The following is a 24,917-nucleotide window of genomic DNA, read 5'->3' as shown; positions in this document are numbered from 1 at the left end:
TTTTTAAAAATCTGAAATTGAAATTCTTTGTGTAACTTTAGTCACTATATCCGCCTTAAGTATGCTTTATCTTTGTTGTATCAAATTAAAAAAACATATTTATGAAAATCGAACAAATATATACCGGATGTCTGGCTCAGGGAGCATATTACATTACTTCAAATGGTGAAGCAGCAATTATTGACCCATTACGCGAAGTACAGCCTTACTTAGATCGTTTAGAGCGTGATAATGTAAAACTAAAATACATTTTTGAAACCCATTTCCATGCCGATTTCGTTTCGGGACATGTGGATTTAAGCAAAGAAACCGGAGCACCAATTGTTTACGGACCAACTGCTCAACCTGAATTTGATGCTATAATTGCTGCTGATGGTCAGGAATTCACTATTGGAAACATCAAAATAAAAGTCCTGCATACTCCGGGACACACAATGGAAAGTGCTACTTTCTTATTATTAGACAAAAACGGAAAACAACACGCTATTTTCTCCGGTGACACCTTGTTTATTGGTGATGTTGGTCGTCCTGATTTGGCTCAAAAAGCAGCTCATATGACACAGGAACAATTAGCAGCCACCTTATATCATTCTTTAAGAGACAAAATCATGACTTTGCCGGATGACGTAATTGTATATCCGGCGCATGGTGCCGGAAGTGCCTGCGGTAAAAACATGAGCAAGGAAACAGTTTCAACCATTGGCAACCAAAAAGCAACTAATTATGCTTTAAGAGCTAACATGACCGAAGCCGAATTTATTAAAGAAGTGACCGACGGATTATTGCCTCCTCCGGCCTATTTTGGAATGAACGTAGCAATGAACAAACAGGGTTATGAAAGTTTTGAATCGGTTTTAAACCACGGAATGAAAGCTATTGAAGCAAAAGATTTTGAAGCCATTGCCGAAGATTCAGGAGCTTTAATTTTGGATACCCGAAAAAATTCAGAATTTGCTAAAGGATTTATTCCACAATCAATTAATATCGGAATAGAAGGCGATTTTGCACCATGGGTAGGCGCCTTAATTGCTGATGTTAAACAGCCTATTCTTTTAGTTACCGAAATTGACCAGGAAGAAGAAACAGTAACCCGTTTAAGCCGTGTAGGTTTTGATAATATCCTTGGTCATTTAAAAGACGGCTTTCAAGCTTGGAAAAATGCAGGCAAAGAAATCGACACCATAAACCGTATTAATGCAGAAGAATTTGCTAAACAAGTAAAAATTGGTCAAAGTAAAATTGTTGATGTTCGTAAAGAAAGTGAATATGCTGCCGAGCATATAGAGGAAGCTTATTCTAAACCTTTGGCTTATATCAATGATTGGATTAAAGACATCAATCCTAAAGAACCTTTCTTCCTTCATTGTGCCGGTGGTTATCGAAGCATGATTGCTGCTTCTATCTTACAAGCAAGAGGTTTTAGAAATTTCAGTGAAATTGAAGGCGGATTTAATGCTATTTCGAAAACTGCTGTCCCTAAAACAAACTTTGTATGCCAAAGCAAAACACTAAACATATAACAAATTGATTTTAAGAATATTAATCACTAAATTTGTATTATTATCGGATGCGTTTTTTAACCCTTAAATTTTAGAAATCATGAAACATAACATGGGGAAAACCGACAAAACAATTCGTGTGATTGTTGCTCTCACCCTGGCAACTTTGTATTTTACACACACTATTACCGGAAATCTTGGTATTTTTTTGTTAGCGTTTGCTGCTATACTTTTAATTACTGTTTCTATTAATTTTTGCCCATTGTACACTCCTTGGGGAATCAATACCAACAAAAAGAAACTGAGTCATTAAACTAAACCAGCTCTGCCTAGTTCATCTCAGAAGTTTATCAAACAGTACAAAAACTAATTTTTACTTTTTGTAAACTTCTTTTATGCTTTCTTTTTAATTACTACAAAAAAACATCATGAATAAAGAACAATGCTGCACAACAGCTTGCGAAAGCTCTTTAGACCAGAATTACTGGGACATACAGTATAAAACTAAAACAACAGGATGGGATCTTGGGCAAATTGCGCCACCCATCCAAAATTTCATTAACTCATTAGAAAACAAAAACAGTCGCATTTTAATTCCGGGATGTGGCAATACTTATGAAGCTGAATATCTTTTAGAAAAAGGATTTACGAATGTTACTGTTATTGATATTGCTCCAACATTAGTAGCGGTGTTACAAAAAAAGTTTGCAAACAATCCTAATATCAACATCATTTTAGGTGATTTTTTTGATCATAAAGGCAAATACGACCTCATTATTGAACAAACTTTCTTTTGCGCACTACCCCCGTTCTTACGTCAAAAATACGTTTGGAAAATGCACCAACTTTTAGCCGAAGAAGGAATTCTTGCCGGCTTATTATTCAATCGAACTTTTGAGGTAAGTCCTCCTTTTGGCGGAAGCCAAAAAGAATACGAACTACTTTTTAAAGATGCCTTTAGTTTTTTAAAATTAGAAATTGCTAAAAACTCGGCTACACCCAGAGCCAATTCAGAATTATTTTTTAAATTTAAAAAAAACAGCACTGTAATAGTCCAACTTTACAACTTTGGAAGGAGCTTTTCTAATGACTATGCAGAAACAATATCGGGTAAATTTACAGCTTTGGGAAACGTTTTAAATGTAAGTATGAATTCTAATTTTAGCGAAATCCTAATAGTAAGCAAAACTGAAATTCCTGAGGAATTACTGGAACAAATTATCTCTTAAATAAAAAGTATAAAACAGTACAAATACAATCATGAAACAACTCCTTTTTACAAACTGGCATATCATGCGTTGGATTCGCTTATTATTTGGATTATTTTCCTTGCAGCAGGCTTTTCAATATCGTGAAATACTTTTCGGTCTAATGGCTGCATTTTTCCTGTTTCAGGCTATTTTTAATACAGGATGTAGTTTAAACGGATGTACAATACCTAAAAAAACAAATAAAGATGAACAGTAATTTTGACCAATTAATACAATCTGAAAAACCTATTTTAGTTGACTTCTTTGCTACCTGGTGCGGACCATGCAAAATGTTAAGTCCCATTCTAAAAGAAGTTAAAGACCAATTAGGGGAACAAATTTCGATCATAAAAATTGATGTGGACAAAAATCAACAAATTGCCGCACAGTATCAGGTACGCGGTGTTCCTACGATGATTTTATTCCAAAACGGAAAACAATTATGGAGACAATCAGGTGTGGTAGATAAAAACACCATTGTTAATATTATTTTGGAAAAAAGAATGAAATGAACAAAAAAACTTTAATAATAACACTCACCGGAATAATCCTTGGTGCCATCGGCGGTTATTTGTATTACAAATATGTGGGATGCATCACAGGCACTTGCGTAATCACTTCCAGACCTTTAAACGCAACACTTTACGGTGCTTTAATAGGAGGCTTATTGACCAACTCACTCATAAAAAAAGAAAAAAAGTAATTCCGATTGCTTTTTTTTATACCTTTATTAACCAAAAGGTTAAACCAAACAGTTAAAAAATGTCTACTGAAGAAAAAATATTCAATGCAGCCCGGATTGTTTTCCAAAAAAAAGGATTCGCCGGAGCGCGCATGCAGGAAATTGCAGATGAGGCAGGAATCAACAAAGCCATGCTGCATTATTGTTTTAAAAACAAACAGCAACTCTTTGAAGCCGTTTTTATGAAAGCTTTCAGTCAGCTTGCTCCTCAAATCAATACTATTTTTAATTCGGAAAAATCTGTTTTTGAAAAAATAACTCAGTTTACTCATGATTATATTTCGTTTGTAATCGAAAATCCTTTTTTGCCCCAATTTGTCATTCAGGAAATGAACAACAATCCGGAGTTTGTCATGTCGATTCTGACTCATGCAAACAGACCAAATCCTGATCTATTTATTAGCCAAATTGAAAAAGAAATCGAAGCAGGAATTATAAAAACCATCAAACCCAAACAATTATTACTGAATATTTTTTCGATGACTGTTTTTCCTTTTGCAGCACAAATTATGGTAAAAGGGATTCTGCATCTTTCCGATTTGGAATTCAATCAAATGATGGAAGAACGAAAAACGAGCATAGCCCAGGAAATCATTAACTCGATAAAAAAATGAGACCAACTCACTTCATATTATTGCTATTCTTAGTCCCTTTTTTAGCAGTGGCACAACAAAAAATGACCTTAGAAGATTGCTATGCTTTGGCCAATAAAAACTACCCTTTAGCCAAACAAAATCAATTGTTATCTCAAAAAAAGAATTTAGAATTGCAAACACTTGCAAAAGACTATCTTCCTAAAATCGATTTGAATGCACAAGCTACCTATCAATCGGAGGTTACACAAGTGCCTGTGAAAATTCCAAATTCGACTATAAATCCATTGAATAAAGACCAATACCGAGCAACGCTGGACATCAACCAAATTATCTACAATGGCGGCTTGCAAGAAGTCAACAATACAATTAAAGAAACACAAACCAAAGTACAGCAACAACAAGTTAGTGTTAATTTGTACCAGCTTAAAACCAGAATTAACCAACTCTATTTTTCGATATTTCTTTTACAGGAACGTGCTGCTATTTTATTGGCCAAACGCGAACAATTACAATCTAAAATTACAGAAGTAAAAACAGGAGTTAAATTTGGAGCATTACTTCCCGCATCCGAAAAAGTTTTAGAAGCCGAAGAGTTAAAAATCAAACAACAACTTAGCGAAATCAAATTTGACAAAAAAAGAGCATTAGAAAATCTTTCAATACTTACCGCTTCACCATTGGACGAAAACACTACTCTACTTAAACCCACGCTAAACTTAGATTCGAATTCTAAAAACAACAGACCCGAATTGCAATTATTTGATTTGCAAAACGAACAAATTGAAATTTCTAAAACAGCAATCAGTAAAAATAATTTACCCAAATTAAAAGCTTTTGGTCAGGCTGGTTATGGAAATCCGGGATTGAATATGCTCGACAATTCTTTCCAGACTTTTTATATGGTAGGCTTGAAAGCCAATTGGAATGTATTTGACTGGAATAAATCAAAAACAGATAAAGAAATACTTTCTGTTTCTGAAAATATTATTGCTGCCGAAAAAGAGACTTTTTTACTAAACAACAGCATACAATTGCAGGAAATGAACAATGAAATTCAAAAACTCGAAGAAATTATCAGTTCTGATTTAGAAATCATTGCATTGAGAGAAACCGTTTTAAAATCATCAGATGCCCAACTTAAAAATGGAGTCATCACCGCATCAGACTATATTGTTGAATTTACCAATTTGTATGAGGCCAAAACCAATTATAAGCTACATGAAATCCAATTGCTTTTAGCAAAAGCCAATTATAACATAACAAAAGGAAACTAAAACTATCATGAAAAGAGCAATTATACTACTGATTTTTAGCATCTTAATTTCTTGCAATAAAGAAAATGAAAAGGCGGACGGTTACGGCAATTTTGAAGCAACCGAAGTCACTATTTCAGCTGAAGCCAATGGAAAAATACTATCGTTTGCTGTTGAAGAAGGTACTGTTTTAGAACCTAACACCCAGGTGGGACTTATTGACACAACCCAATTATACCTGAACAAACAGCAATTAATAGCTACTAAAAACACCATTTTTTCGAAATCAAAAAATGTGTTGTCACAAAACAGCGTGTTACAGGAACAGCTCAAAACCACTTTGATTGAGCAAAAAAGAATCAAAAACATGTTTGCCGAAAATGCCGCAACCCAACGACAAGTAGACGAAATCAATGGGAAAGTCCATGTACTGAAAGAACAGATAAAAAGTGTAGGAACCCAGAATGCTCCTATTACTAATGAAGCCCGATCGATTGATGCTCAAATTGAAAAAATCAATGACCAAATTCAGAAATCCAACATTATCAATCCGATAAAAGGAACGGTCTTAGCCAAATATGCTGAACCAAATGAGGTAACTGTTTTTGGAAAACCATTGTATAAAATTGCCGATATTTCTGAAATGACATTGCGCGTTTATGTAAGCGAAACCCAATTGCCACAACTAAAAATAGCCCAAAAAGTCAACGTTAAAATAGATTCTGAAAAAAAAATAAAAAGCTATCCCGGAACGATTTCATGGATTTCTCCTTCGGCAGAATTCACTCCAAAAGTGATTCAAACCAAAGAAGAACGCGTGAATCTGGTGTATGCTGTGAAAATAAAAGTAAAAAACGATGGCAGCCTGAAAATAGGAATGCCGGCAGAAATGTGGATCAAATAAAGTTGTGAGTTATGAGTTGTGGGTACAAATTGGAAATTAGAGAATACATTGCTATTGCTAATTGAAATTGTTATTGAAATTGCCATTAATTATGAGTATTAAAGTCCAAAATATTTCTAAATCCTACAAAAACAATGTAGCTGTTTCCAACATTTCTTTTGATGTAAAAGAAGGAGAATTATTTGGACTCATTGGTCCTGATGGAGCCGGAAAAACGACTCTTTTCAGAATCCTGACAACTGTTTTATTGGCAAACGAAGGAAGCGCCGCTGTAGCGGGTTTTGATGTTGTAAAAGAGTACAAAGCCATCCGGAATTCCATTGGTTATATGCCGGGAAAATTTTCTTTGTATCAGGATTTGACTGTGGCTGAAAACCTCGAATTTTTTGCTACTATTTTCGGAACAACACTCGAAGAAAACTACGAATTAATCCAAGAGATTTACGTTCAGATTGAGCCTTTTAAAGATAGAAAAGCAGGCGCACTTTCGGGTGGAATGAAACAGAAATTAGCACTTTGCTGCGCCCTGATTCACAAACCTAAAGTTTTATTTCTGGACGAACCCACCACAGGAGTTGACCCAGTTTCAAGAAAAGAATTTTGGGAAATGCTGAAACGATTGCAGCAAAAAGGAATCAGTATTCTGGTATCGACACCTTACATGGACGAAGCCGCCTTATGTGACCGGATTGCGTTGATTCAAAAAGGTCGTATTTTAAAAATTGATTCTCCAGAGAATATTATTTCGAAATACAACAAAACCATTTACAATATTCGAACAAAAAATACACATCAATTAATTCAGGATTTAAAAAAGTATCCCGGTCAATACAGCGTTTATGCTTTTGGGGAATTCATACATTATATCGACAAAAACAAAGATTTCGATCCAAATGAATTAGAAAATTATCTAAAAAAACAAAACCATACTGAAATCAGTATTAGCATTTCAAAAACATCTATCGAAGATGTTTTCATGGATTTAACTACCTTAAACCAATAACATTGTGAGTCAGGAAAAAATCATAGCGGTAAAAAACCTCAGCAAGAAATTTGGCAATTTCATAGCTGTTAATGACATTTCTTTTGACGTTTACAAGGGAGAAATTTTCGGTTTCCTTGGAGCCAATGGCGCCGGAAAAACAACCGCAATGAAAATGCTCATTGGGATTTCCAAACCCAGTTCAGGCGAAGCTTTAGTGGCTGATTTTGATGTGAATTTCCAAGCCGAAATGGTCAAGAAAAACATTGGTTACATGAGTCAGAAATTCTCCATGTACGATGATTTAACCATCAAAGAAAACATCACTTTTTTTGGAGGAATTTATGGTTTAAGTCGGAATCAAATTAAAGAAAAAACAACCCAATTAATTAGCGATTTAGGACTTGAAAATGAAGTAAACAAACTCGTTGGCGATTTGCCTTTAGGCTGGAAACAAAAACTTTCTTTTTCGGTTGCTTTGCTACACGAACCCAAGATTGTTTTTCTGGATGAACCCACAGGTGGCGTCGATCCTATCACAAGAAGGCAATTCTGGGAAATGATTTATGCCGAAGCCCACAAAGGAACTACCATTTTTGTCACCACACATTATATGGATGAAGCCGAATATTGTGACCGTGTTTCCATTATGGTCGAAGGAAAAATTGAAGCTTTGGATTCTCCTAAAAATTTAAAACAGCAATACAATGTAACTTCCATGAACGAAGTGTTTTTAAAATTAGCCCGAAATATTGAATAAAAACAAAATACTATGAAACGGTTTCTTGGCTTTATAAAAAAAGAATTTTACCATATCTTTAGAGATAAACGTTCGATGTTTATTCTCTTTGGAATGCCTATTGCACAAATCATGCTGTTTGGTTTTGCCATTACTAATGAAATCAACAATGTCAATATTGCTATTCTGGATAAATCAAAAGACAGCGAAACACAAAAAATAATTAACAAAATCAGTGCTTCTCAATATTTTCATATCGAACAAACCATAAACAGCGAATCGCAAATACAATCCATATTTGAAAAAGGAAAAGTCAAAGCGGTTATTATTTTCGAAAATAATTTTAGCAAAAACCTGCAAACAGCAAAACAGGGAAAAGTACAAATCATCACTGATGCCACCGATCCTAATATTGCCAATACCATTACGAATTATACCAATGCCATATTGCTAAATTACATTCAGGAAGTCAATAAAACGAATATTCCAACCTATTCTATTGACACCCAAACTCAATTGTATTACAATCCTGAATTAAAAGGGGTTTTTACCTTTGTTCCCGGAGTAATGACGGTAATTTTGATGTTAGTTTCAGCGATGATGACTTCCATATCCATTACCAGAGAAAAAGAACTGGGAACGATGGAAGTATTACTTGTTTCACCACTAAATCCATTACAGGTTATCTTAGGAAAAGTATTCCCCTATGTTTTTCTTTCAATAATCAATGCCACCGTGATTGTCATTTTAGGCGTATTTGTCTTTGGAATGCCCATTCAGGGAAGTTTGTTTTTATTGGCCGCCGAAAGTATCCTTTTCATCATAACAGCACTTTCATTGGGAATCCTAATTTCGAATATTGCCCAGACACAACAAACCGCAATGATGATGTCCTTAATGGGATTAATGCTTCCTGTAATTATCTTATCCGGATTTATTTTTCCTATTTCGAGTATGCCGCTCCCTTTGCAAATTATCAGCAATATTATCCCGGCCAAATGGTTTATCATCATCATCAAAGCCATCATGCTCAAAGGAGCCACTATTGATATTATTTGGAAAGAAACCCTGATTCTTATAGGAATGACTTTGTTTTTCATTCTGTTAAGCATCAAGAAGTACAAAATAAGACTGGAATAGTTTCAAGATTGCAGAATTTAGATTTCAAAATGCAGATTATAACTTTAAAATTTTAAACCTTCGATTTTGAAAACCATAGTATTCATCATACAAAAAGAGTTCCGACAAATCTTTAGAAATAAAGCCATGCTACCTATTCTCTTTGTGCTGCCTTTTGTCCAATTACTGATTTTATCCAATGCTGCCAGTTTTGAAGTAAAAAATATTCGCTTTTCTTATATTGATCAGGATCATTCCAAAGCTTCCAGAGAATTAATCAGTAAGTTTCAAGCGTCAGATTATTTCAATATCATTGAAAATTTTGCTTCCAAAAAAGAAGCCAACCTTCAAATGCAAAAGGGAAAAACAGACGTAATACTAGAAATCCCAAACCATTTTGAACGCAATCTTTTAACAGATAAAAAAACAAATTTATCCGTAAGCATTAACGCCATTGACGGTGCTGCGGCCGGAATTGAAAATGTGTACATCAGCCAAATCATCAATAGTTTCAATCAAAACATAAAAAGTCAGCTTTATCAATACAACGATGCTTCTTATATTCAGCCACAAAGTATTATCAGTATTCCTTCTTTTTGGTACAACAACACCTTAAATTACAAAACACTGATGGTTCCCGGGATTTTAGTTTTACTGGTTACCATGCTTTCCTTGTTTTTGTCGGCTATGAATATTGTTCGGGAAAAAGAAATAGGAACATTGGAACAAATTAATGTGACACCTATCCAAAAACACCAATTCATCATTGGTAAATTATTTCCGTTTTGGATATTGGGATTGGTAATTCTGACCGTTGGATTGCTTATTGCCAAACTGGTTTTTAATATTCCTATTTTAGGGAATATTGGTCTGATTTATCTGTTTACTTCGGTTTATTTATTGGTGGTTCTGGGCATTGGCTTATTAGTTTCAAATTATACCGAAACCCAACAACAAGCCATGTTTATCGCCTGGTTTTTCATGGTGATTTTTATTTTGATGAGCGGATTATTCACTCCTATTGAAAGTATGCCTGACTGGGCACAAAAAATCACTTTGGTTAATCCTATTAGTTATTTTGTGGAAATCATCCGGATGGTCATGCTCAAAGGAGCTGTTTTTTCTGATATAGCTAAACCTTTTTCTATTATTGCGTGCTATGCTTTTGTAATTAATTCTTTAGCCGTTTGGAGTTATAAAAAAACCAATTAATCCATTAGCCATTTAAACATAATAGCTTCTAAATCGGAAATATTGATTGGTTTAGTAACATAATCATTCATCCCTGATTTTAAACATTCTTCTTTTTCTTCTACAAATATTCCTGCTGTAAGAGCAATAATAGGCGTAAATCGATCCTGTTCTATTCTTCGGATTTCATAAGTCGCTTCAAACCCATTTTTATTTGGCATTTGAATATCCATTAAAATAATATCAGGGTGTTGTGTTTTGTATTGTTCAATTGCTTCGTCTCCATCTCTTGCTTCAATAATAATACTCTCAGGAATTATTTTTGTAATTAATGTTTTTGCCAAAAACATATTGATTTTATTATCTTCAACAATTAAAACTTTTTTTACACCAAAAATATTTTTCATCATAGCGTCCTCATTCGTTTGAAGTGTTAACTGATTTTGATTATCCGATTTTTTTAATCGAATAGTAAAATAAAACCGACTTCCTTCTCCATAAGTACTTTCTAATTCTAACTTTGAATTCATTAAAGACAAAAGCTGATTTGAAATTGCTAATCCTAATCCTGTTCCACCAAACTGTCGGCTAATAGAATTATCTTCCTGAACAAAAGAATGAAATATCCTGGCCTGATTTTGTTCTTTGATACCTATTCCGGTGTCTTTCACTGAAAAGCTTAGATTTACAAAACCTTCTTCGAGTGGCAAAACCGTTTTTACTTCTAATTCAATTTTTCCTTTTTGAGTAAACTTTATAGCATTACCAATGAGATTTATTATAATTTGTTTTAAACGCAATGAATCTGTAAAGAGAAAGCGAGGTACATTTTCATCAATATGCAATTTTAACTCTATTTGTTTTTGACTGGCCTGATATTGAAATAAAGAAATAATCTGATTTATCAATGCCAAAAGATTGATTTCTTCTATTTTAAGTTCTAATTTTCCTGCCTCAATTTTAGAAAAATCCAGAATATCATTCACAATATCCATCAAAGTTGCAGCCGATTCATTGATGGTAAGCATGTACTCTTTTTGAATATCATCCAGTTTTGATTCCATCAACAGCGAAGTAAAACCAATAATTCCATTCAAAGGCGTTCTAATTTCATGACTCATATTAGCCAGAAAATCGGTTTTATATTTATTAGCAGCTTCTGCTTGTTCTTTAGCTTTTTGAATTTCATAATTCATTTTGCGTTGTTCAGTAACATCTATAAAACTAATTACCACTTCCTGAATATTTCCTTCATCATCTAACATTGGAAAACCACTTACTAAAACCCAAACTACAGAATCATTAGCTACATCTTTTATTCCTAATGGGAAATTTTTTATAGGTAATTTGAATTCAATAATCTGAGAAATTGGATAATCTTCCACTGGCAGTTCCGAATAATCTTCCTTTAAAAAATTCCATTGTAGCGTTCCACTCCTTCTTGAGGTTAATTTTTCAATACTATAACCTAATAATTCTGAAGCTTTACTATTACACATAATTATATTTCCCTGAGCATCATGAACCACAATTCCGGCTTCTAAATTTCTAAGCAAACCACGGTATCTTTCCTTGTTTTTAATCAGAGCCTCTTCGGTATTTTTTTGTTCTGTAACATCTCTGGAAATAACTATAAAATGAAGTTCTTTCATTTCGTCTTCTTTCATTGGTGCTAATGATAACTCAAACCAGTATTTACCGCTGGCTAAATCCAATGTATATTGTTTACCTGTGGAAAATCCTTTTTCATAAGCTTCTTTCAATGCCGAATGACAAATATCAGCAGCTTCTTTTGGTAAAACGTCAACCACTTTTTTTCCTATAAAAACAGAAGGAGGCATTAATAACAAATCATTATTTGAAGAATGATAATTAAAAATTCTTCCTTCCAGATCTATCTCAAACATCATATCAGGAATAGCCTGGATAATAGCTTCCATTTTTTTACTGGTTTTAACAAACTTTTCTTCAGCTTGTTTTTTCTCAGTTATATCAGTTATAGTACCTATAAAACCTATAATTTGATTTTCGGTATTCGTTTCCGGAGTTGCCTGACCTATGACCCAAACAATACTTTTATCGGGTTTTACAAAACGAAATTCAATTAGTGATCGTATTCGTTGAGAAGTAACTTTTTTCCATTCGTTGTATAGCTTTACCCTGTCATCGGGATGAATGGCAAAATACCAGCCGTTACCCAACGACTCTTCAAAACCGATTCCTACTATTTGAGTCCAACGTTGATTGACATATGTTGTGGAACCGGTTAAATCAGTTCTATAAATTCCTACTGGAGATATTTCTGTAAGTGTATGAAATCGTTGTTCACTTTCACCGACTGCTTCTTCAGCTTTTTTTCTCATTATCTCTTTTTCATAAAGCTCTAACGCAAAAACAACATCGGAAGCTGCTTTATCTAGCAACTTAATTTCTTCATCATCAAAGTAATTTTTCTCAGCTGCATAAATCAAAAAAACGCCAATTGTTTCATCAAACATTTTGATGGGAATGGCAATCAAAGAAAGAAAACCTCTTTTTAAAGCTTCTTCTTTCCAAGGTTCCATAATAGGATCGTCCTCAATAGAATTACAAACCTGATAGTTTCCTTGTCTAATCGCAATTCCTGCTGGTCCTTGTCCCGTTTTTTGTTCAACATCTGTAGATATAGTTTTAACATTAGACAAATAACCATCTTCATTTCCTGCAATACTAACCGGAATAATGTTTTTAGTTATCGGGTCTATCAAACCAATCCAAGCCATTTTAAACTTCCCTACCTCAACAGCAACATTACAAACCTCTTTAAAAAGCTGTTTTTTATCCTGCACCCGAACAATAATCTGATTAATTCGACTTATAAAAAGATACAATCGTTTGGCTTTATTCATCTTTTGTTCCGACAAAATTCTTTGAGTAATATCATTAACTACTCCACAACTAACTATAGTTCCTTCAGAATCCATGGTAGAAGTTGCTGTCATGGCGTGCCAAACCAATCCTTTAGAAGGATGAAAATAGGAATATTCAATTGTAACAGGAGTTAACTCAGATATTGTACTGCTTAAAATACAATTCAAGAGATGCTCCTTGTCTTTCAATGGGATTTCCTTAAAAACTAAAGCTGCTAAATTATCTTTTTGATTTAAATTATAACCGTAAATTTCCTCAACAGCACCATTAATATAGGAATAAAACAAAGTACCATCGCTCTTTATCGATAATGAATAAATCAAAACCGATGAAGCCTTAGTATTTTGCTGAACCTGGTTTAACACACTATTTTTAGCTGCTAAATCCTTTTCTATTTCCTGTATTTTTAACTCTTGATTTTTTAGTTTAAGTAATAGTTCTTCATAAGATATATTTTCTTTTTTCATACAATTAAGTATAAGTCAATCTATTATCATTGATAAATATAATCATTTGCGACGAGAAAAACATTAGAATTTTAACCAAAAACAAATGCCAAAAACATCTTTGCTCATTTTTGCTCATATAATCTGATTTGTCTTTTTAATTAAAAACAGTAAAATCCTAAAAAATCCTTTAATTTTTTTAAAAAATCAGAAAAAACAATTCTCACAACTGTCTGTACACAATCAGGATACTCGGTTATAATCTGTTTTATATATTTGTCAGATTCTCAAAAATCAGACGATAAAAAACAACACATTTACAACCAACCAAATAACCTATAAATGAAAAATTTTATTCTGTGTGCCACTTTAATTCTTTCAGTTTCCCTTTATGCTTTCAAAATTGAGCCCCCGAAAGTATCTCAAAAGGAAACTAAAGTCAAAGCGCCTTTTGGAACCACTAAAATTAAAACACCCGATTTCAGTAAATGCGCCTCATTCTTAATTACCGATTTTGGTGCTATTAAAGGAGATAAAGACAAAACTTCTCAAGCGATTGCAAAAGCCATCGATGAAGCAAACAAAGCCGGAGGCGGAACAGTTGTTATTCCTGAAGGAGAATGGGAAACAGGAAAAATCCATTTTAAAAGCAATGTTAATCTACACTTAAACAAAGGGGCTTTACTGCTTTTCTCAGACAATCCAAACGATTATTTACCTGCTGTACATTCTACCTGGGAAGGACTGGAATGCTACAATTATTCACCGTTAATTTATGCCTACCAATGTAAAAATATTGCCATTACAGGCGAAGGCGGTATTAAGGCAAAAATGGATTTTTGGAAAAAATGGGCTGGACGTCCGGCGGGTCATATGAATAGTTTAAAAAGACTGTACAATCTATCTGGTCAGAATGTTCCTGTTGAACAACGCGTAATGGTAAACGATACGGCTAATCTTCGTCCGCAATTTATCCAGTTTAACCGAAGCGAAAACATCTTATTAGACGGAATTTCAATTACCAATAGTCCGTTCTGGACCGTTCACATGTATCTTTCAAAAGATATTATTGTTCGAAATCTAAATATCTATGCACATGGTCATAACAACGATGGTTTTGACCCTGAAATGAGTCAGAATATCTTAGTAGAAAACGTAACCTTTGATCAGGGAGATGATGCTATAGCTGTAAAATCGGGCAGAAATCCCGAAGGATGGCGCTCTAAAACGCCAACCAAAAACCTAATCATTAGAAATTGCACCATTAAAAACGGGCATCAGTTATTAGCTGTAGGAAGTGAATTGTCCGGCGGAATAGAAAATGTTTTTATTGATAACTGCGAAGTGCTGGATGGAGCAAAAATGTTCAATCTGGTATTTATTAAAACCAATGAACGCATGGGCGGTTATGTGAAAAATATTTACGTTCAAAACATCAAAGGAAGTAAACTTGATTTTGGAATATTGGGCATTGAAACGGATGTATTGTACCAATGGAAAAATTTAGTTCCAACAGTAGAACGCCGCCTAACTCCTATTTCGGATGTTTATTTGACCAATGTTCATGCTAAAAACGTAAAATTCATTTCCAGAATTAAAGGAGAAAAAGAATTGCCCATCAAAAATATCTTTTTGAAAAATGTAACGGCAGACAAGGTTGAGGATAGTCAAAAACACATCAATGAGAATGTAATTAATTTTAACGTTTCTCCTAAGACTAAATAATTAAATCTATGTTCTTAAACAATTATAAAAAGGCTTTTTTTGCACTGATTTTTATTGGCATTTTTTCTTTGGCGACAGCCCAAAAAGGCAAAATCGATGCTATTTATTCCGGAACTCCCTGGTTTGACAACAATGGAAATGTGGTGAGCGCACACGGAGCAAATATTGTAAAAGACAACGGAAAATATTATATGTTTGGCGAATACAAAAGTGATTCAATAATTGACTTTACGGGTTTTAGCTGTTATTCTTCTGATGATTTATACAACTGGAAATTTGAAAGAATAGCACTTCCGGTTCAGGAATCCGGAAAACTGGGGCCTGGCAGAATTGGCGAAAGACCAAAAGTGATGAAATGCCCTAAAACCGGCGAATACATCATGTACATGCACACCGACGACTTAAAATACAAAGACCAATGTGTAGGCTATGCTACATCGAAAACCATTAATGGTGTTTATACTTTTCAGGGACCAATTTTGTTTAATGGCGAACCTATCAAAAAATGGGATATGGGCACTTTTCAGGATACTGATGGCAGCGGTTATATCATTACGCATTCCGGAAATTTGTACAAACTGAGTGATGATTATAAAAGCGTTACCGAGCAGGTAGTGAAAGATATGACCGGGCAATGTGAAGCACCTGTAATTTTCAAAAAAGATGGCACTTATTTTTGGCTGGGTTCGAGTTTGACTTCCTGGGAACGAAACGATAATTATTATTTTACCGCGAATTCTTTAAAAGGACCTTGGAAATCACAAGGGAATTTTGCGCCTAAAAATACACTTACCTGGAATTCACAAACCACATTTGTACTTCCTATAACAGGTTCAAAAGACACCTCCTATTTATTCATGGGCGATCGTTGGGCATTTCCGCATCAAAAATCGGCGGCTACTTATGTATGGCAACCGTTAACGATAAAAAACGATTCGATTTTCTTAGCCGATTATAAAGAAAATTGGCAAATTAATCTGAAAACAGGAGAATGGTCAACTCTAAAACTAAAAGGAAAAGCAATCCCAAATACAGCAAAAGAAATAAGCTATTCTAAGAATTGGAAAAAATCCGAATTAAAAGATTCTTTTGCTGATAACAGTTCCGATGTAAATGGCGCTTCTTTTTCAATAAATTTCACAGGAACTCAAATTGCTTTATATGGTGTTTCCCGTCCCAATGGAGGCTATGCGCTAATTGAAATTCTGGATGCTAATGAAAAAATCATTCAATCCCATCAGATTGAAATGTATTGTAAATATGCCGAATCTTCATTGAAATATTTAAGTCCGGTGTTGAAAAAAGGCAATTATAAATTTGTTGTAACCGTTTTAGGAAAGCATGGCAATTGGTACAAAAAAGATGGAACCGGATTTGGTAGTACAGGAGATTTTGTTTCAGTAGATAAAATAATAGTTAAAAACTAATGTGTAAAATGCGTAAACCCATAAAATCTATTTTAATTGGCTTTTTCATCATTTTCCCAATGCTGAATCTGTTTTCTCAGGCAGATCCTGTCTGGGATGATACTTCTAAAAACAGTTGGAATACTGCTTTTCAAAAAGTAGAAATTCCTTCTTCTTTAGATGGAAAAACTCAAAAAGCCTATTTCTATTCTTCTAAAAGCAAAACCAAAAAACCACTGATTGTAAGTTTGCATACCTGGAGTGGCGATTATACCCAAAAAGATCCTCTTTGCAATGAAATTCTGGCTCGCGACTGGAATTACATCCATCCCGATTTTAGAGGTGCTAATAACAAATCGGATGCAATGGTTAGCCCAAAGGTAATTTCCGATATCGAAGATGCAATTCAGTATGCGTTAAAAAATTCCAATTCAGATCCGGAAGACGTTCATATTGTAGGCGTTTCCGGAGGAGGTTTGGCTACTTTGGCGGCTTATATGAATATTAAATATCCCGTAAAATCTTTTTCGGCCTGGGCTCCTATTGCTGATTTAGAAAGCTGGTATTGGGAATCAAAAGGCAGAAAACAAAAATATGCGGCTGATATTCTTAAAGCAACTTCAACTGATACTGTTTTTAATACTGAAGAAGCCCGACGTCGTTCGCCTTTATTGCAAGCATTCCCAAAAGATTTACGCAAAGATGCCAAGTTATACATTTACGAAGGAATACACGATGGTTATACGGGTTCGGTGCCTATTACGCATTCGATAAATATGTACAATCGTTTAGTGGGAGAATTAAAATACGGTTCGGCTAAACTGGATGAAATTATGCCTAAAGCTTCAAATGATTCTGATTTAGTTTCTGAAAAAGAAATCATCAGCTTAGTAACCAAACAATACAATCCTGCATTCGATAAAAAAAATAAGTTGTTTGACCGAAACATTTATTTATCCCGCGAATTTGGAAACATTCAATTGAAAATTTTTGAAGGAGGCCATGAACAAATCCCTCAGGCTTTAGGATTGATTCCCGTTAAAAACACAATAAATTTAAAATACAACATTCTGACTTTAGGAGATTCCAATGGCGAAATCAAAGCCGGTTGGGTAGCACAATTGAAAAAAATGATGCCTAATGCCAACATCGTCAATATCTCAAAAAGCGGACGAACAATTGGTTTTGACAATGGTGGCAGAAAAGATTTGAATGCTTTAGCTAATATTGATGATTATCTAAACGAAGCTAATGCAAAAATTGGAAACAAAAAATACGATTTCATCATCGTATGTTTAGGAACGAACGACACCAAAAAAGATTTTGCTGATAAACAAAAAGAAGTAGTAGCTAATTTTGACACTTTATTAAGCAAAATTACGCAACATCCGTTAAGCAAAAAATCCAAACCAAAATTCATTTATGTAACGCCTCCACCAATGCGAACAAAAAATGTTCTTGAAAAATACAACGGCGGAAACGAACGCATTGAACAATTAATTCCGCAGTTTACAAGCATTGCACAAGCTAAAAAGTTCGCTGTTATCGACGTCTATCATCCGCTTTTAGGAATTTTGGATTATTACGCTGAAGACGGAATTCACATGGCTGGTTCCGGTCAGGAAATTATCGCTGCTGATATCATTGAAACGATTCAGAAAATAAAAAAATAATCATCTTCAAAAACTAAAAAAGTCCCAATCTTATTCAGATTGGGACTTTTTGTTTATTAAAGCGAATGAATACTATTCGTTTTCTTCTGTATTATGTGATTTCGAATAATTGCGCCATCTTTCGATACAATCCTTAAAATCATCCGGAAGCTCGGTATCAAAACGCATCATTTCTCCGGTATTTGGATGTACAAAACCAAGTGTTTTAGCGTGCAATGCCTGTCTTGGCAGAGCTTTGAAACAGTTTTCTATAAACTGCTTGTATTTGGTAAACGTAGTTCCTTTTAAAATCAAATGACCTCCGTAACGCTCATCATTAAACAACGGATGTCCTATGTGTTTCATGTGCGCTCTAATTTGGTGTGTTCTACCTGTTTCCAAGATACAGGAAACCAAAGTCACGTACCCAAAACGCTCTAAAACTTTATAATGCGTTATCGCCGGTTTACCAATTTCAGGATCGGCAAAAACAGCCATTTGCATGCGGTCTTTCAAATGACGGGCTAAATTTCCTTCGATAGTTCCGCTTTCTTCAGCAACATTTCCCCAAACCAAAGCTACATATTCCCTTTCGGTAGTTTTAGCTTCAAATTGTTTGGCCAAATGTGTCATAGCAGCTTCGGTTTTGGCAATGACCAATAAACCTGAAGTATCTTTATCAATTCGGTGTACTAATCCCGGACGCTCGCTGCTGTTCATTGGCAAATTCTCAAAATGAAAAGCCAAAGCATTTACCAAGGTTCCGGTGTAATTTCCATGCCCCGGATGCACCACCAATCCCGGTTCTTTGTTAACCAATAACAAAGCATCATCTTCATAGACAATATTCAACGGAATATTTTCCGGAAGTACATGATTTTCAAACGGCGGATGCGATAACATAATAGTCACCACATCAAAGGGTTTTACTTTATAATTGGATTTTACCTTAGCATCATTGACAAAAATATTGCCTTCGGTAGCGGCATTTTGTATTTTATTTCGGGTAGCATTTGGTATTAACCCCATCAAATATTTGTCAATACGCAATAATGCCTGTCCTTTAGGAACTTCAAATTTATAATGTTCAAATAATTCCTCTTCCTCTAAATCAATCGGCTCAATATTATTGTTCATTTGGTACTTCTTCTGTTGGTGTTGAGCTAGGATTAGCAATAGTATCTGTTGCTATATCTTCTTCGTAACTCGCTTTTCCGTCTCCTAAAACCAAGTCAATTTTAGATGACTTCAATACTCTGTCACCCGGTTTTATATTTCTTCCTTTATAGCGCATTTCCAGCACCATATCTTTTCCAAGATTTGGAATATAAGTAATGGTTCCTTCTTCCAGTCCTAATGCTTTTAATGTTGGTACAGCCTCACGATAGGTCTTCTCAATCAAATCAGGCACTTTCACAGATGAAAAACCGGAACTGTTAATCTTGATATACACTTTTCTCCCCTCTTTTACCTTCTCTCCCGGTAAAGGATCCTGCTGAACCACACTAAATTTAGGATAATCCCCTCTGTAATCTACACTATCAAGTAATACATAATCTAAGTCTAACTCATCTAACTTTTCCTCTACTTGTTCTTCGGTTAATTTTCTTAAATCAGGGACAGTAATTTCATGTCCATGATCCGTAGTAAAAGTCAACCAATGCATAAAAAGATAACCTAAAACGGCAATAATCAAAGCTGCAAGAAACAGTTGTCCAAAGAACACACGACTAGTAAGATATTTACGTAAACTCATATATTTATTTTTATAGGTGGCAAAGATAAAGCTATTTCGTTTCAAAAAAAATGATAATTTTGTTTTATGTGTCTTAACGACCGCTATTGCTAAAGTTGAGAATCTATCCCAATGACTGGGAACAAAAACAAAAATCAATTTTTTACCATACATAACGAGACTAAATGAAAAACATTGCCATCATCATGGGCGGCTATTCCAGTGAATACAAAATTTCACTTATTAGCGGTAACGTAGTTTACAAATTTTTAGACAAATCAAAATACAACGGATTTCGCATCCACATTTTCAAAGAAAAATGGGTTTATGTGGATGATGCCGACAACGAATTCCCAATTGACAAAAACGATTTTTCGGTAACCGTAAACGGAAACAAAATCAGTTTTGACTGTGTTTTCAATGCTATCCACGGAACTCCGGGTGAAGACGGATTAATGCAGGCTTATTTTGAATTACTAAATATTCCTCAAACAGCTTGTAACTATTACCAGGCAGCTTTAACTTTTAACAAAAGGGATTTATTATCCGTTTTAAAACCATATGGAATCAAAACGGCTATTTCTTATTATTTAAACCAAGGCGATGTTATCAATACTCCCGAAATTATCAATAAAGTAGGTTTACCTTGTTTTGTAAAACCTAATAAAGCAGGATCCAGTTTTGGAATTTCGAAAGTTAAAACCGAAGCCGAATTACCTGTAGCTATCGAAACAGCTTACAAAGAAGATAACGAAATCATCATCGAAAGTTTCCTTGACGGAACTGAAGTTTCAGTAGGAGTTATCAATTACAAAGGAGAAATCATCGTATTGCCAATTACCGAAATTGTTTCTGAGAATGATTTCTTCGATTACGAAGCCAAATACCAAGGAAAATCTAAGGAAATCACTCCGGCAAGACTTTCTGACGAAATGACTCAAAAAGTAGGCGCTATCGCTAAACGTGCGTACGAAGTATTGAAAATGAAAGGTTTCTCCCGTTCTGAATTTATCATAGTGAATGACGAGCCACACATGCTGGAAATGAACACCATTCCGGGATTAACTACTGAAAGTTTGATTCCGCAACAAGCTGCTGTAGCCGGAATTTCATTAGAAGACTTGTTTACTAATGCGATTGAGTTGGCGCTAGCTTAATTTTTTTTTAGCCACAGCTTTGAAGAAATATTTAAAGCTGTGGTAAAAAATAAAACATCATCTTCAAAATCAGTATATATTTATGATGGTACTTGTTGGAACTCAAACAACTCTAATTCAGGAAGGTCAACTTTCTGACATAGACTGTACAAACTGTTCATGCAAAGACTCTCTGCACTTCCAAATTTATTCTAAGTATGTTCATATCACAATGATTCCACTATTTGCAGTTGGAAAAATTTTTGAATGTGAATGTTCCAATTGTAATAAAGAATTTGATTTTGAAGATTTTTCAGAAAATGAAAAACAAAAAATACTAAATCAAAAAGAAATAAAAGAAGCCGAAACACCCTGGTGGACCTATAGTGGTATTGTAATTCTATTAGGCCTTATCATTTTTAGTATTAACTCTTATTTTGACAATGACAAATTAACAAAAGAAAGAATCAACACTCCTACAACTGGCGATGTCTATGTTTTAAAATTGGATACGGGTTATTATTCAACCTTAAAAATTGACACAATCACTCATGACAGTATTTACACTACTGAAAATGATTTTAAATCCTATTTATCTTCTGATATTGATGATATAGACACTCCGGAAAACTACACTACCCAAAAAGAAGCCTATTCAAAAAAGGAACTTATTGAATTATTTGAAAAAGACATTATTACTTCAATAAAAAGGAAAGAATAAAAGGATAAAGACTATTCCTAAAAAAACTTTGTAACTTAGCCTTCCAGAATCTTAGTAACTCAAAAAATGAGAAAAGCCATTTTCCCGGGATCTTTTGATCCTATAACCTTAGGTCATGAAGACATTATCAAAAGAGGGATTCCACTATTTGATGAAATCGTGATTGCTATTGGAGTCAACGCCGAAAAAAAATACATGTTCCCCTTGGAAGAACGCAAACGTTTCATCGAGGAAACCTTTAAAAATGAACCTAAGGTTACGGTGATTACTTATGAAGGACTAACGATTGATTTGTGTAAAAAAATTGGTGCTAATTTTATTCTGCGTGGTTTGCGTAATCCTGCCGACTTTGAATTTGAAAAAGCCATCGCACATACTAACAGAGAATTATCTAAAATCGAAACCGTATTTTTATTAACTGCTGCCAGTACTTCTTATATTAGTTCGAGTATTGTTCGTGATGTATTGCGCCATGGTGGCGAATACGAATTATTAGTACCAAAAGCGGTGAGAGTGAAATAGTGATCAGTGTTCAGTCTCAGTATTCAGTTCCGATTGCTATCGGAAACAGAAAGCAGAATTTCAGGACTAAAAAAACTTAAAAACTTATTTTTCTTAGTACCTTAGCCGCTTAAAATAAAAAAATGAGCTTAGATAGAGAATTAAATAAACGCAGTGGTGGTAAATGTGAACTTTGTGGCGCAACCGAAAACTTAAAAGTATACCAAGTGCTTCCTACCAAAAAAGGAGGTATTGACGAAGCTATTCAAGCTTGTGGGACTTGTGTTGAACAAATTGAAAATCCCGGCAACGAAGATTTAAACCACTGGAGATGCTTAAATGACAGTATGTGGAGCGAGCACACTCCTGTTCAGGTTGTTGCCTGGAGAATGTTGAGCCGTATGCGTGCTGCGGGTTGGCCTCAGGAATTACTGGATATGATGTATCTTGAAGACGATGTTTTAGAATGGGCTAAAGCAACCGGAGAAGGTGAAGACGACGAAAATAAAATTATCCACCGCGACAGCAACGGAGTAATTTTAGAACACGGAGACTCAGTAGTTTTAATAAAAGATTTAAAAGTTAAAGGTTCCAGCATGGTTGCTAAACAGGGAACAGCCGTGAGAAACATTCGTTTAGACCATGAAAATGCCGAATACATTGAAGGAAAAGTAGACGGACAACAAATTGTAATTATTACACAATACGTGAAGAAAATCTAATTTAGTGTTCAGTGATCAGTTTTTTAGTGGTCAGTAAACTTTGTAGATAAAAAAAAACGTTAGCAAATATATTTCTGCTAACGTTTTTTTATGCTTTATTTGGTAGTGCCTCACAAACTGATTACTAATCCCGATAGCTATCGGGACTGAACACTGAACACTATTCTTCCACTTTCTTAATCACATTTCGGGCAACCTGAATTTTATATTTTTTGCCTTTCATTTTTTCGTCCTTAATATGATGCAGTAAATCTTTTACTTTATTGTATTTCACAGCAGCAAACGAAATAAAATCTTTCACTTCGATTAATCCCAAATCGCCTTTTTCCAGTTTCCCTTTTTGAGAAAAGAACCCTACAATATCAATTTTATTCAGTTTGTTTTTCTTTCCGCCACTAATATAAATCGTTTGGAATTGGGGTGGCTTCGGTAAGGATTTCGCATTTTCAACTGAAAAAACCTCCAGATTTTCATAATCGACATAATCCATTTTTTTCTCGGATTCATGTGCAATAATATAAGCTGTTCCTGTGGCAGTCATACGCGCGGTTCGCCCGTTTCTATGTGTGAATTCGTCTTCTTTTAATGGCAAATGATAATGAATTACGTGATTCATTTCGGGAATATCAAGTCCGCGTGCTGCTAAATCAGTCGTAATTAAATAGCTTACACTACCGTTACGAAACTGAATCAAACCACGCTCCCGTTCTTCCTGATCCATCCCGCCATGATAATAAGTAGAATAAATACCTTTTTCATTCAGCGTATCACTAATACGTTCGGCAGCATCACGGTGATTGCAAAAAACAATTGCCGATTCTGATTTCAATGAACAAATCAATTGAAATAAAGTATTCAGCTTGTCTTTTTCCTTAGAAACAACCAGTTTTACAGAAAGATTAGTCGATTTTTCATCTTCTTCTGGAATAAAATCCAAAACCGTTGGATTTACTACTCTGGTGTATTTTGGAATCTCAATATCTGAAGTTGCCGAAACCAAAACGCGTTTGTTTACCTTAGCTAATTTACCAATGATAAAAGACATTTGCTCATGGAAGCCCAATTGCAATGACTTATCAAATTCATCTAAAATCAGAGTCTGAATTTTATCTAATCGAAAACTTCCTCTTTCAATATGATCGGCAATTCTACCCGGAGTCCCTATCAAAACAGCTGGCGGATTACTTAAATTTTTAATTTCGGTATCCATCGAATGTCCACCATAGCAAATATTGACTTTATAATCAGTTCCCATTTTTTTCCAAACCTGCTCAATCTGTAAACCTAATTCGCGCGATGGAACTAAAATCAAGCATTGAACCGAAAGGATTTCAGGCTGAAGCATTTCTAAAATTGGCAGTAAAAAAGCCAATGTTTTCCCAGAACCCGTTGGCGAAAGCAGCAAAACATTATTTTCATTCAGAATGGTTTCCTGAGCTGCTTCCTGCATTTCATTCAGGCTTTCGATACCTAAATTTAAAAGTATAGTATTGGAATGTAATTTCTTTTTCATGCGGCAAAGGTAATGTTTTAGTCAGCAGTTTTCAGTTTTAAGAAGGCAGAATTCAGAAAGCGGAACGCAGTTGGCAAAATGCGGAATGCAGACTATCTGTAAAAAAAAAATCAGATTAGAAATATAAACTTCTAATCTGAAATATGTTTTCTTTTTGCGTTCTGCCGACTGTCTT

24 protein-coding genes are annotated in these 24,917 nt (G+C 34.6%); 20 read left to right on the top strand and 4 right to left on the bottom strand.

Annotated features, from left to right (window positions below):
- The first annotated feature begins 101 nt into the window (after positions 1-101).
- From BLR17_RS08490 to BLR17_RS08430, 13 genes are all read left to right on the top strand, one after another.
- Positions 102-1,520, top strand: coding sequence for an MBL fold metallo-hydrolase (locus BLR17_RS08490; protein WP_066324357.1), 1,419 nt, complete (start codon positions 102-104; stop codon positions 1,518-1,520).
- 79 nt (positions 1,521-1,599) lie between these two features.
- Entirely contained in the window at positions 1,600-1,812 is a 213-nt protein-coding gene (locus tag BLR17_RS08485; RefSeq protein WP_066324355.1) for a YgaP family membrane protein, read from the top strand.
- Between the two features lie 115 nt (positions 1,813-1,927).
- A complete protein-coding gene (locus tag BLR17_RS08480) occupies positions 1,928-2,728 on the top strand; it encodes a methyltransferase domain-containing protein (RefSeq protein WP_066324353.1) in 801 nt (266 codons plus the stop codon).
- A gap of 31 nt (positions 2,729-2,759) precedes the next feature.
- Positions 2,760-2,966: a hypothetical protein gene (locus BLR17_RS08475; RefSeq protein WP_066324351.1), complete on the top strand. Its 207-nt coding sequence runs from the start codon at positions 2,760-2,762 to the stop codon at positions 2,964-2,966.
- Positions 2,956-3,261, top strand: coding sequence for a thioredoxin (gene trxA / locus BLR17_RS08470; protein ID WP_066324348.1), 306 nt, complete (start codon positions 2,956-2,958; stop codon positions 3,259-3,261). The genes BLR17_RS08475 and trxA overlap by 11 nt, the downstream gene beginning before the upstream one ends.
- On the top strand, positions 3,258-3,452 hold the full coding sequence (locus BLR17_RS08465; RefSeq protein WP_066324347.1) for a DUF6132 family protein: 195 nt from the start codon (positions 3,258-3,260) through the stop codon (positions 3,450-3,452). The genes trxA and BLR17_RS08465 overlap by 4 nt, the downstream gene beginning before the upstream one ends.
- A gap of 59 nt (positions 3,453-3,511) precedes the next feature.
- The gene (locus BLR17_RS08460; RefSeq protein WP_066324345.1) at positions 3,512-4,105 is read left to right on the top strand and encodes a TetR/AcrR family transcriptional regulator; all 594 of its coding nucleotides are present in this window, start codon (positions 3,512-3,514) and stop codon (positions 4,103-4,105) included.
- Complete coding sequence (locus BLR17_RS08455) at positions 4,102-5,361, top strand: TolC family protein (RefSeq protein WP_066324343.1); 1,260 nt, start codon at positions 4,102-4,104, stop codon at positions 5,359-5,361. Before BLR17_RS08460 ends, BLR17_RS08455 begins: the two co-directional genes overlap by 4 nt.
- A 7-nt stretch (positions 5,362-5,368) precedes the next feature.
- Entirely contained in the window at positions 5,369-6,244 is an 876-nt protein-coding gene (locus tag BLR17_RS08450; protein WP_066324341.1) for an HlyD family secretion protein, read from the top strand.
- Positions 6,245-6,335: 91 nt separating this feature from the next.
- Positions 6,336-7,247 carry an ABC transporter ATP-binding protein gene (locus BLR17_RS08445; RefSeq protein ID WP_066324339.1) on the top strand — a complete coding sequence of 304 codons (912 nt, stop codon included), beginning with the start codon at positions 6,336-6,338 and terminating at the stop codon, positions 7,245-7,247.
- 4 nt (positions 7,248-7,251) lie between these two features.
- The gene (locus tag BLR17_RS08440) at positions 7,252-7,986 is read left to right on the top strand and encodes an ABC transporter ATP-binding protein (protein WP_066324338.1); all 735 of its coding nucleotides are present in this window, start codon (positions 7,252-7,254) and stop codon (positions 7,984-7,986) included.
- A 12-nt stretch (positions 7,987-7,998) separates the two neighbouring features.
- Positions 7,999-9,105 (top strand): ABC transporter permease, encoded by a 1,107-nt coding sequence (locus BLR17_RS08435; RefSeq protein ID WP_066324337.1) that lies wholly within the window; start codon positions 7,999-8,001, stop codon positions 9,103-9,105.
- A gap of 66 nt (positions 9,106-9,171) precedes the next feature.
- Complete coding sequence (locus BLR17_RS08430; RefSeq protein ID WP_066324331.1) at positions 9,172-10,296, top strand: ABC transporter permease; 1,125 nt, start codon at positions 9,172-9,174, stop codon at positions 10,294-10,296.
- Here the strand turns inward: BLR17_RS08430 and BLR17_RS08425 are convergent.
- Complete coding sequence (locus BLR17_RS08425) at positions 10,293-13,652, bottom strand: PAS domain S-box protein (RefSeq protein ID WP_066324328.1); 3,360 nt, start codon at positions 13,650-13,652, stop codon at positions 10,293-10,295. The two genes, BLR17_RS08430 and BLR17_RS08425, sit on opposite strands and share 4 nt — an antisense overlap.
- 321 nt (positions 13,653-13,973) lie before the next feature.
- Between BLR17_RS08425 and BLR17_RS08420 the strand changes: the two genes are divergently transcribed.
- Genes BLR17_RS08420 through BLR17_RS08410 form a run of 3 tightly spaced genes read left to right on the top strand, consistent with a single transcriptional unit; the run spans position 13,974 to position 18,435 of the window.
- On the top strand, positions 13,974-15,356 hold the full coding sequence (locus tag BLR17_RS08420; RefSeq protein ID WP_066324327.1) for a glycoside hydrolase family 28 protein: 1,383 nt from the start codon (positions 13,974-13,976) through the stop codon (positions 15,354-15,356).
- An 8-nt stretch (positions 15,357-15,364) separates the two neighbouring features.
- Entirely contained in the window at positions 15,365-16,783 is a 1,419-nt protein-coding gene (locus tag BLR17_RS08415) for a family 43 glycosylhydrolase (RefSeq protein WP_066324326.1), read from the top strand.
- A gap of 8 nt (positions 16,784-16,791) precedes the next feature.
- Positions 16,792-18,435 (top strand): SGNH/GDSL hydrolase family protein, encoded by a 1,644-nt coding sequence (locus BLR17_RS08410; protein WP_169817137.1) that lies wholly within the window; start codon positions 16,792-16,794, stop codon positions 18,433-18,435.
- A 72-nt stretch (positions 18,436-18,507) separates the two neighbouring features.
- On the opposite strand, the gene BLR17_RS08405 is transcribed toward BLR17_RS08410, so the two are convergent.
- Together BLR17_RS08405 and BLR17_RS08400 are read right to left on the bottom strand one after the other, a co-directional pair.
- Positions 18,508-19,551, bottom strand: coding sequence for an RluA family pseudouridine synthase (locus BLR17_RS08405; RefSeq protein WP_066324319.1), 1,044 nt, complete (start codon positions 19,549-19,551; stop codon positions 18,508-18,510).
- The gene (locus BLR17_RS08400; RefSeq protein WP_066324435.1) at positions 19,541-20,170 is read right to left on the bottom strand and encodes a PASTA domain-containing protein; all 630 of its coding nucleotides are present in this window, start codon (positions 20,168-20,170) and stop codon (positions 19,541-19,543) included. Before BLR17_RS08400 ends, BLR17_RS08405 begins: the two co-directional genes overlap by 11 nt.
- A 164-nt stretch (positions 20,171-20,334) precedes the next feature.
- Between BLR17_RS08400 and BLR17_RS08395 the strand changes: the two genes are divergently transcribed.
- The 4 genes from BLR17_RS08395 to BLR17_RS08380 all read left to right on the top strand — a co-directional run bounded on the left by BLR17_RS08395 (position 20,335) and on the right by BLR17_RS08380 (position 23,229).
- Positions 20,335-21,306 (top strand): D-alanine--D-alanine ligase, encoded by a 972-nt coding sequence (locus BLR17_RS08395; protein WP_066324316.1) that lies wholly within the window; start codon positions 20,335-20,337, stop codon positions 21,304-21,306.
- Between the two features lie 82 nt (positions 21,307-21,388).
- Positions 21,389-22,006 carry a hypothetical protein gene (locus tag BLR17_RS08390; RefSeq protein WP_139068309.1) on the top strand — a complete coding sequence of 206 codons (618 nt, stop codon included), beginning with the start codon at positions 21,389-21,391 and terminating at the stop codon, positions 22,004-22,006.
- Between the two features lie 66 nt (positions 22,007-22,072).
- A complete protein-coding gene (gene coaD / locus BLR17_RS08385) occupies positions 22,073-22,528 on the top strand; it encodes a pantetheine-phosphate adenylyltransferase (protein WP_066324313.1) in 456 nt (151 codons plus the stop codon).
- Positions 22,529-22,650: 122 nt separating this feature from the next.
- Entirely contained in the window at positions 22,651-23,229 is a 579-nt protein-coding gene (locus BLR17_RS08380; RefSeq protein WP_066324310.1) for a PhnA domain-containing protein, read from the top strand.
- Positions 23,230-23,389: 160 nt separating this feature from the next.
- Here the strand turns inward: BLR17_RS08380 and BLR17_RS08375 are convergent, their stop codons facing one another.
- Complete coding sequence (locus BLR17_RS08375) at positions 23,390-24,742, bottom strand: DEAD/DEAH box helicase (RefSeq protein ID WP_066324307.1); 1,353 nt, start codon at positions 24,740-24,742, stop codon at positions 23,390-23,392.
- Positions 24,743-24,917 lie beyond the last annotated feature (175 nt).

It is taken from the genome of Flavobacterium glycines (genome assembly GCF_900100165.1).
Lineage (GTDB): Bacteria > Bacteroidota > Bacteroidia > Flavobacteriales > Flavobacteriaceae > Flavobacterium > Flavobacterium glycines.
Note: the sequence above shows the minus strand (reverse complement) of the source record. Positions and strands in the feature narration are given on the sequence as shown.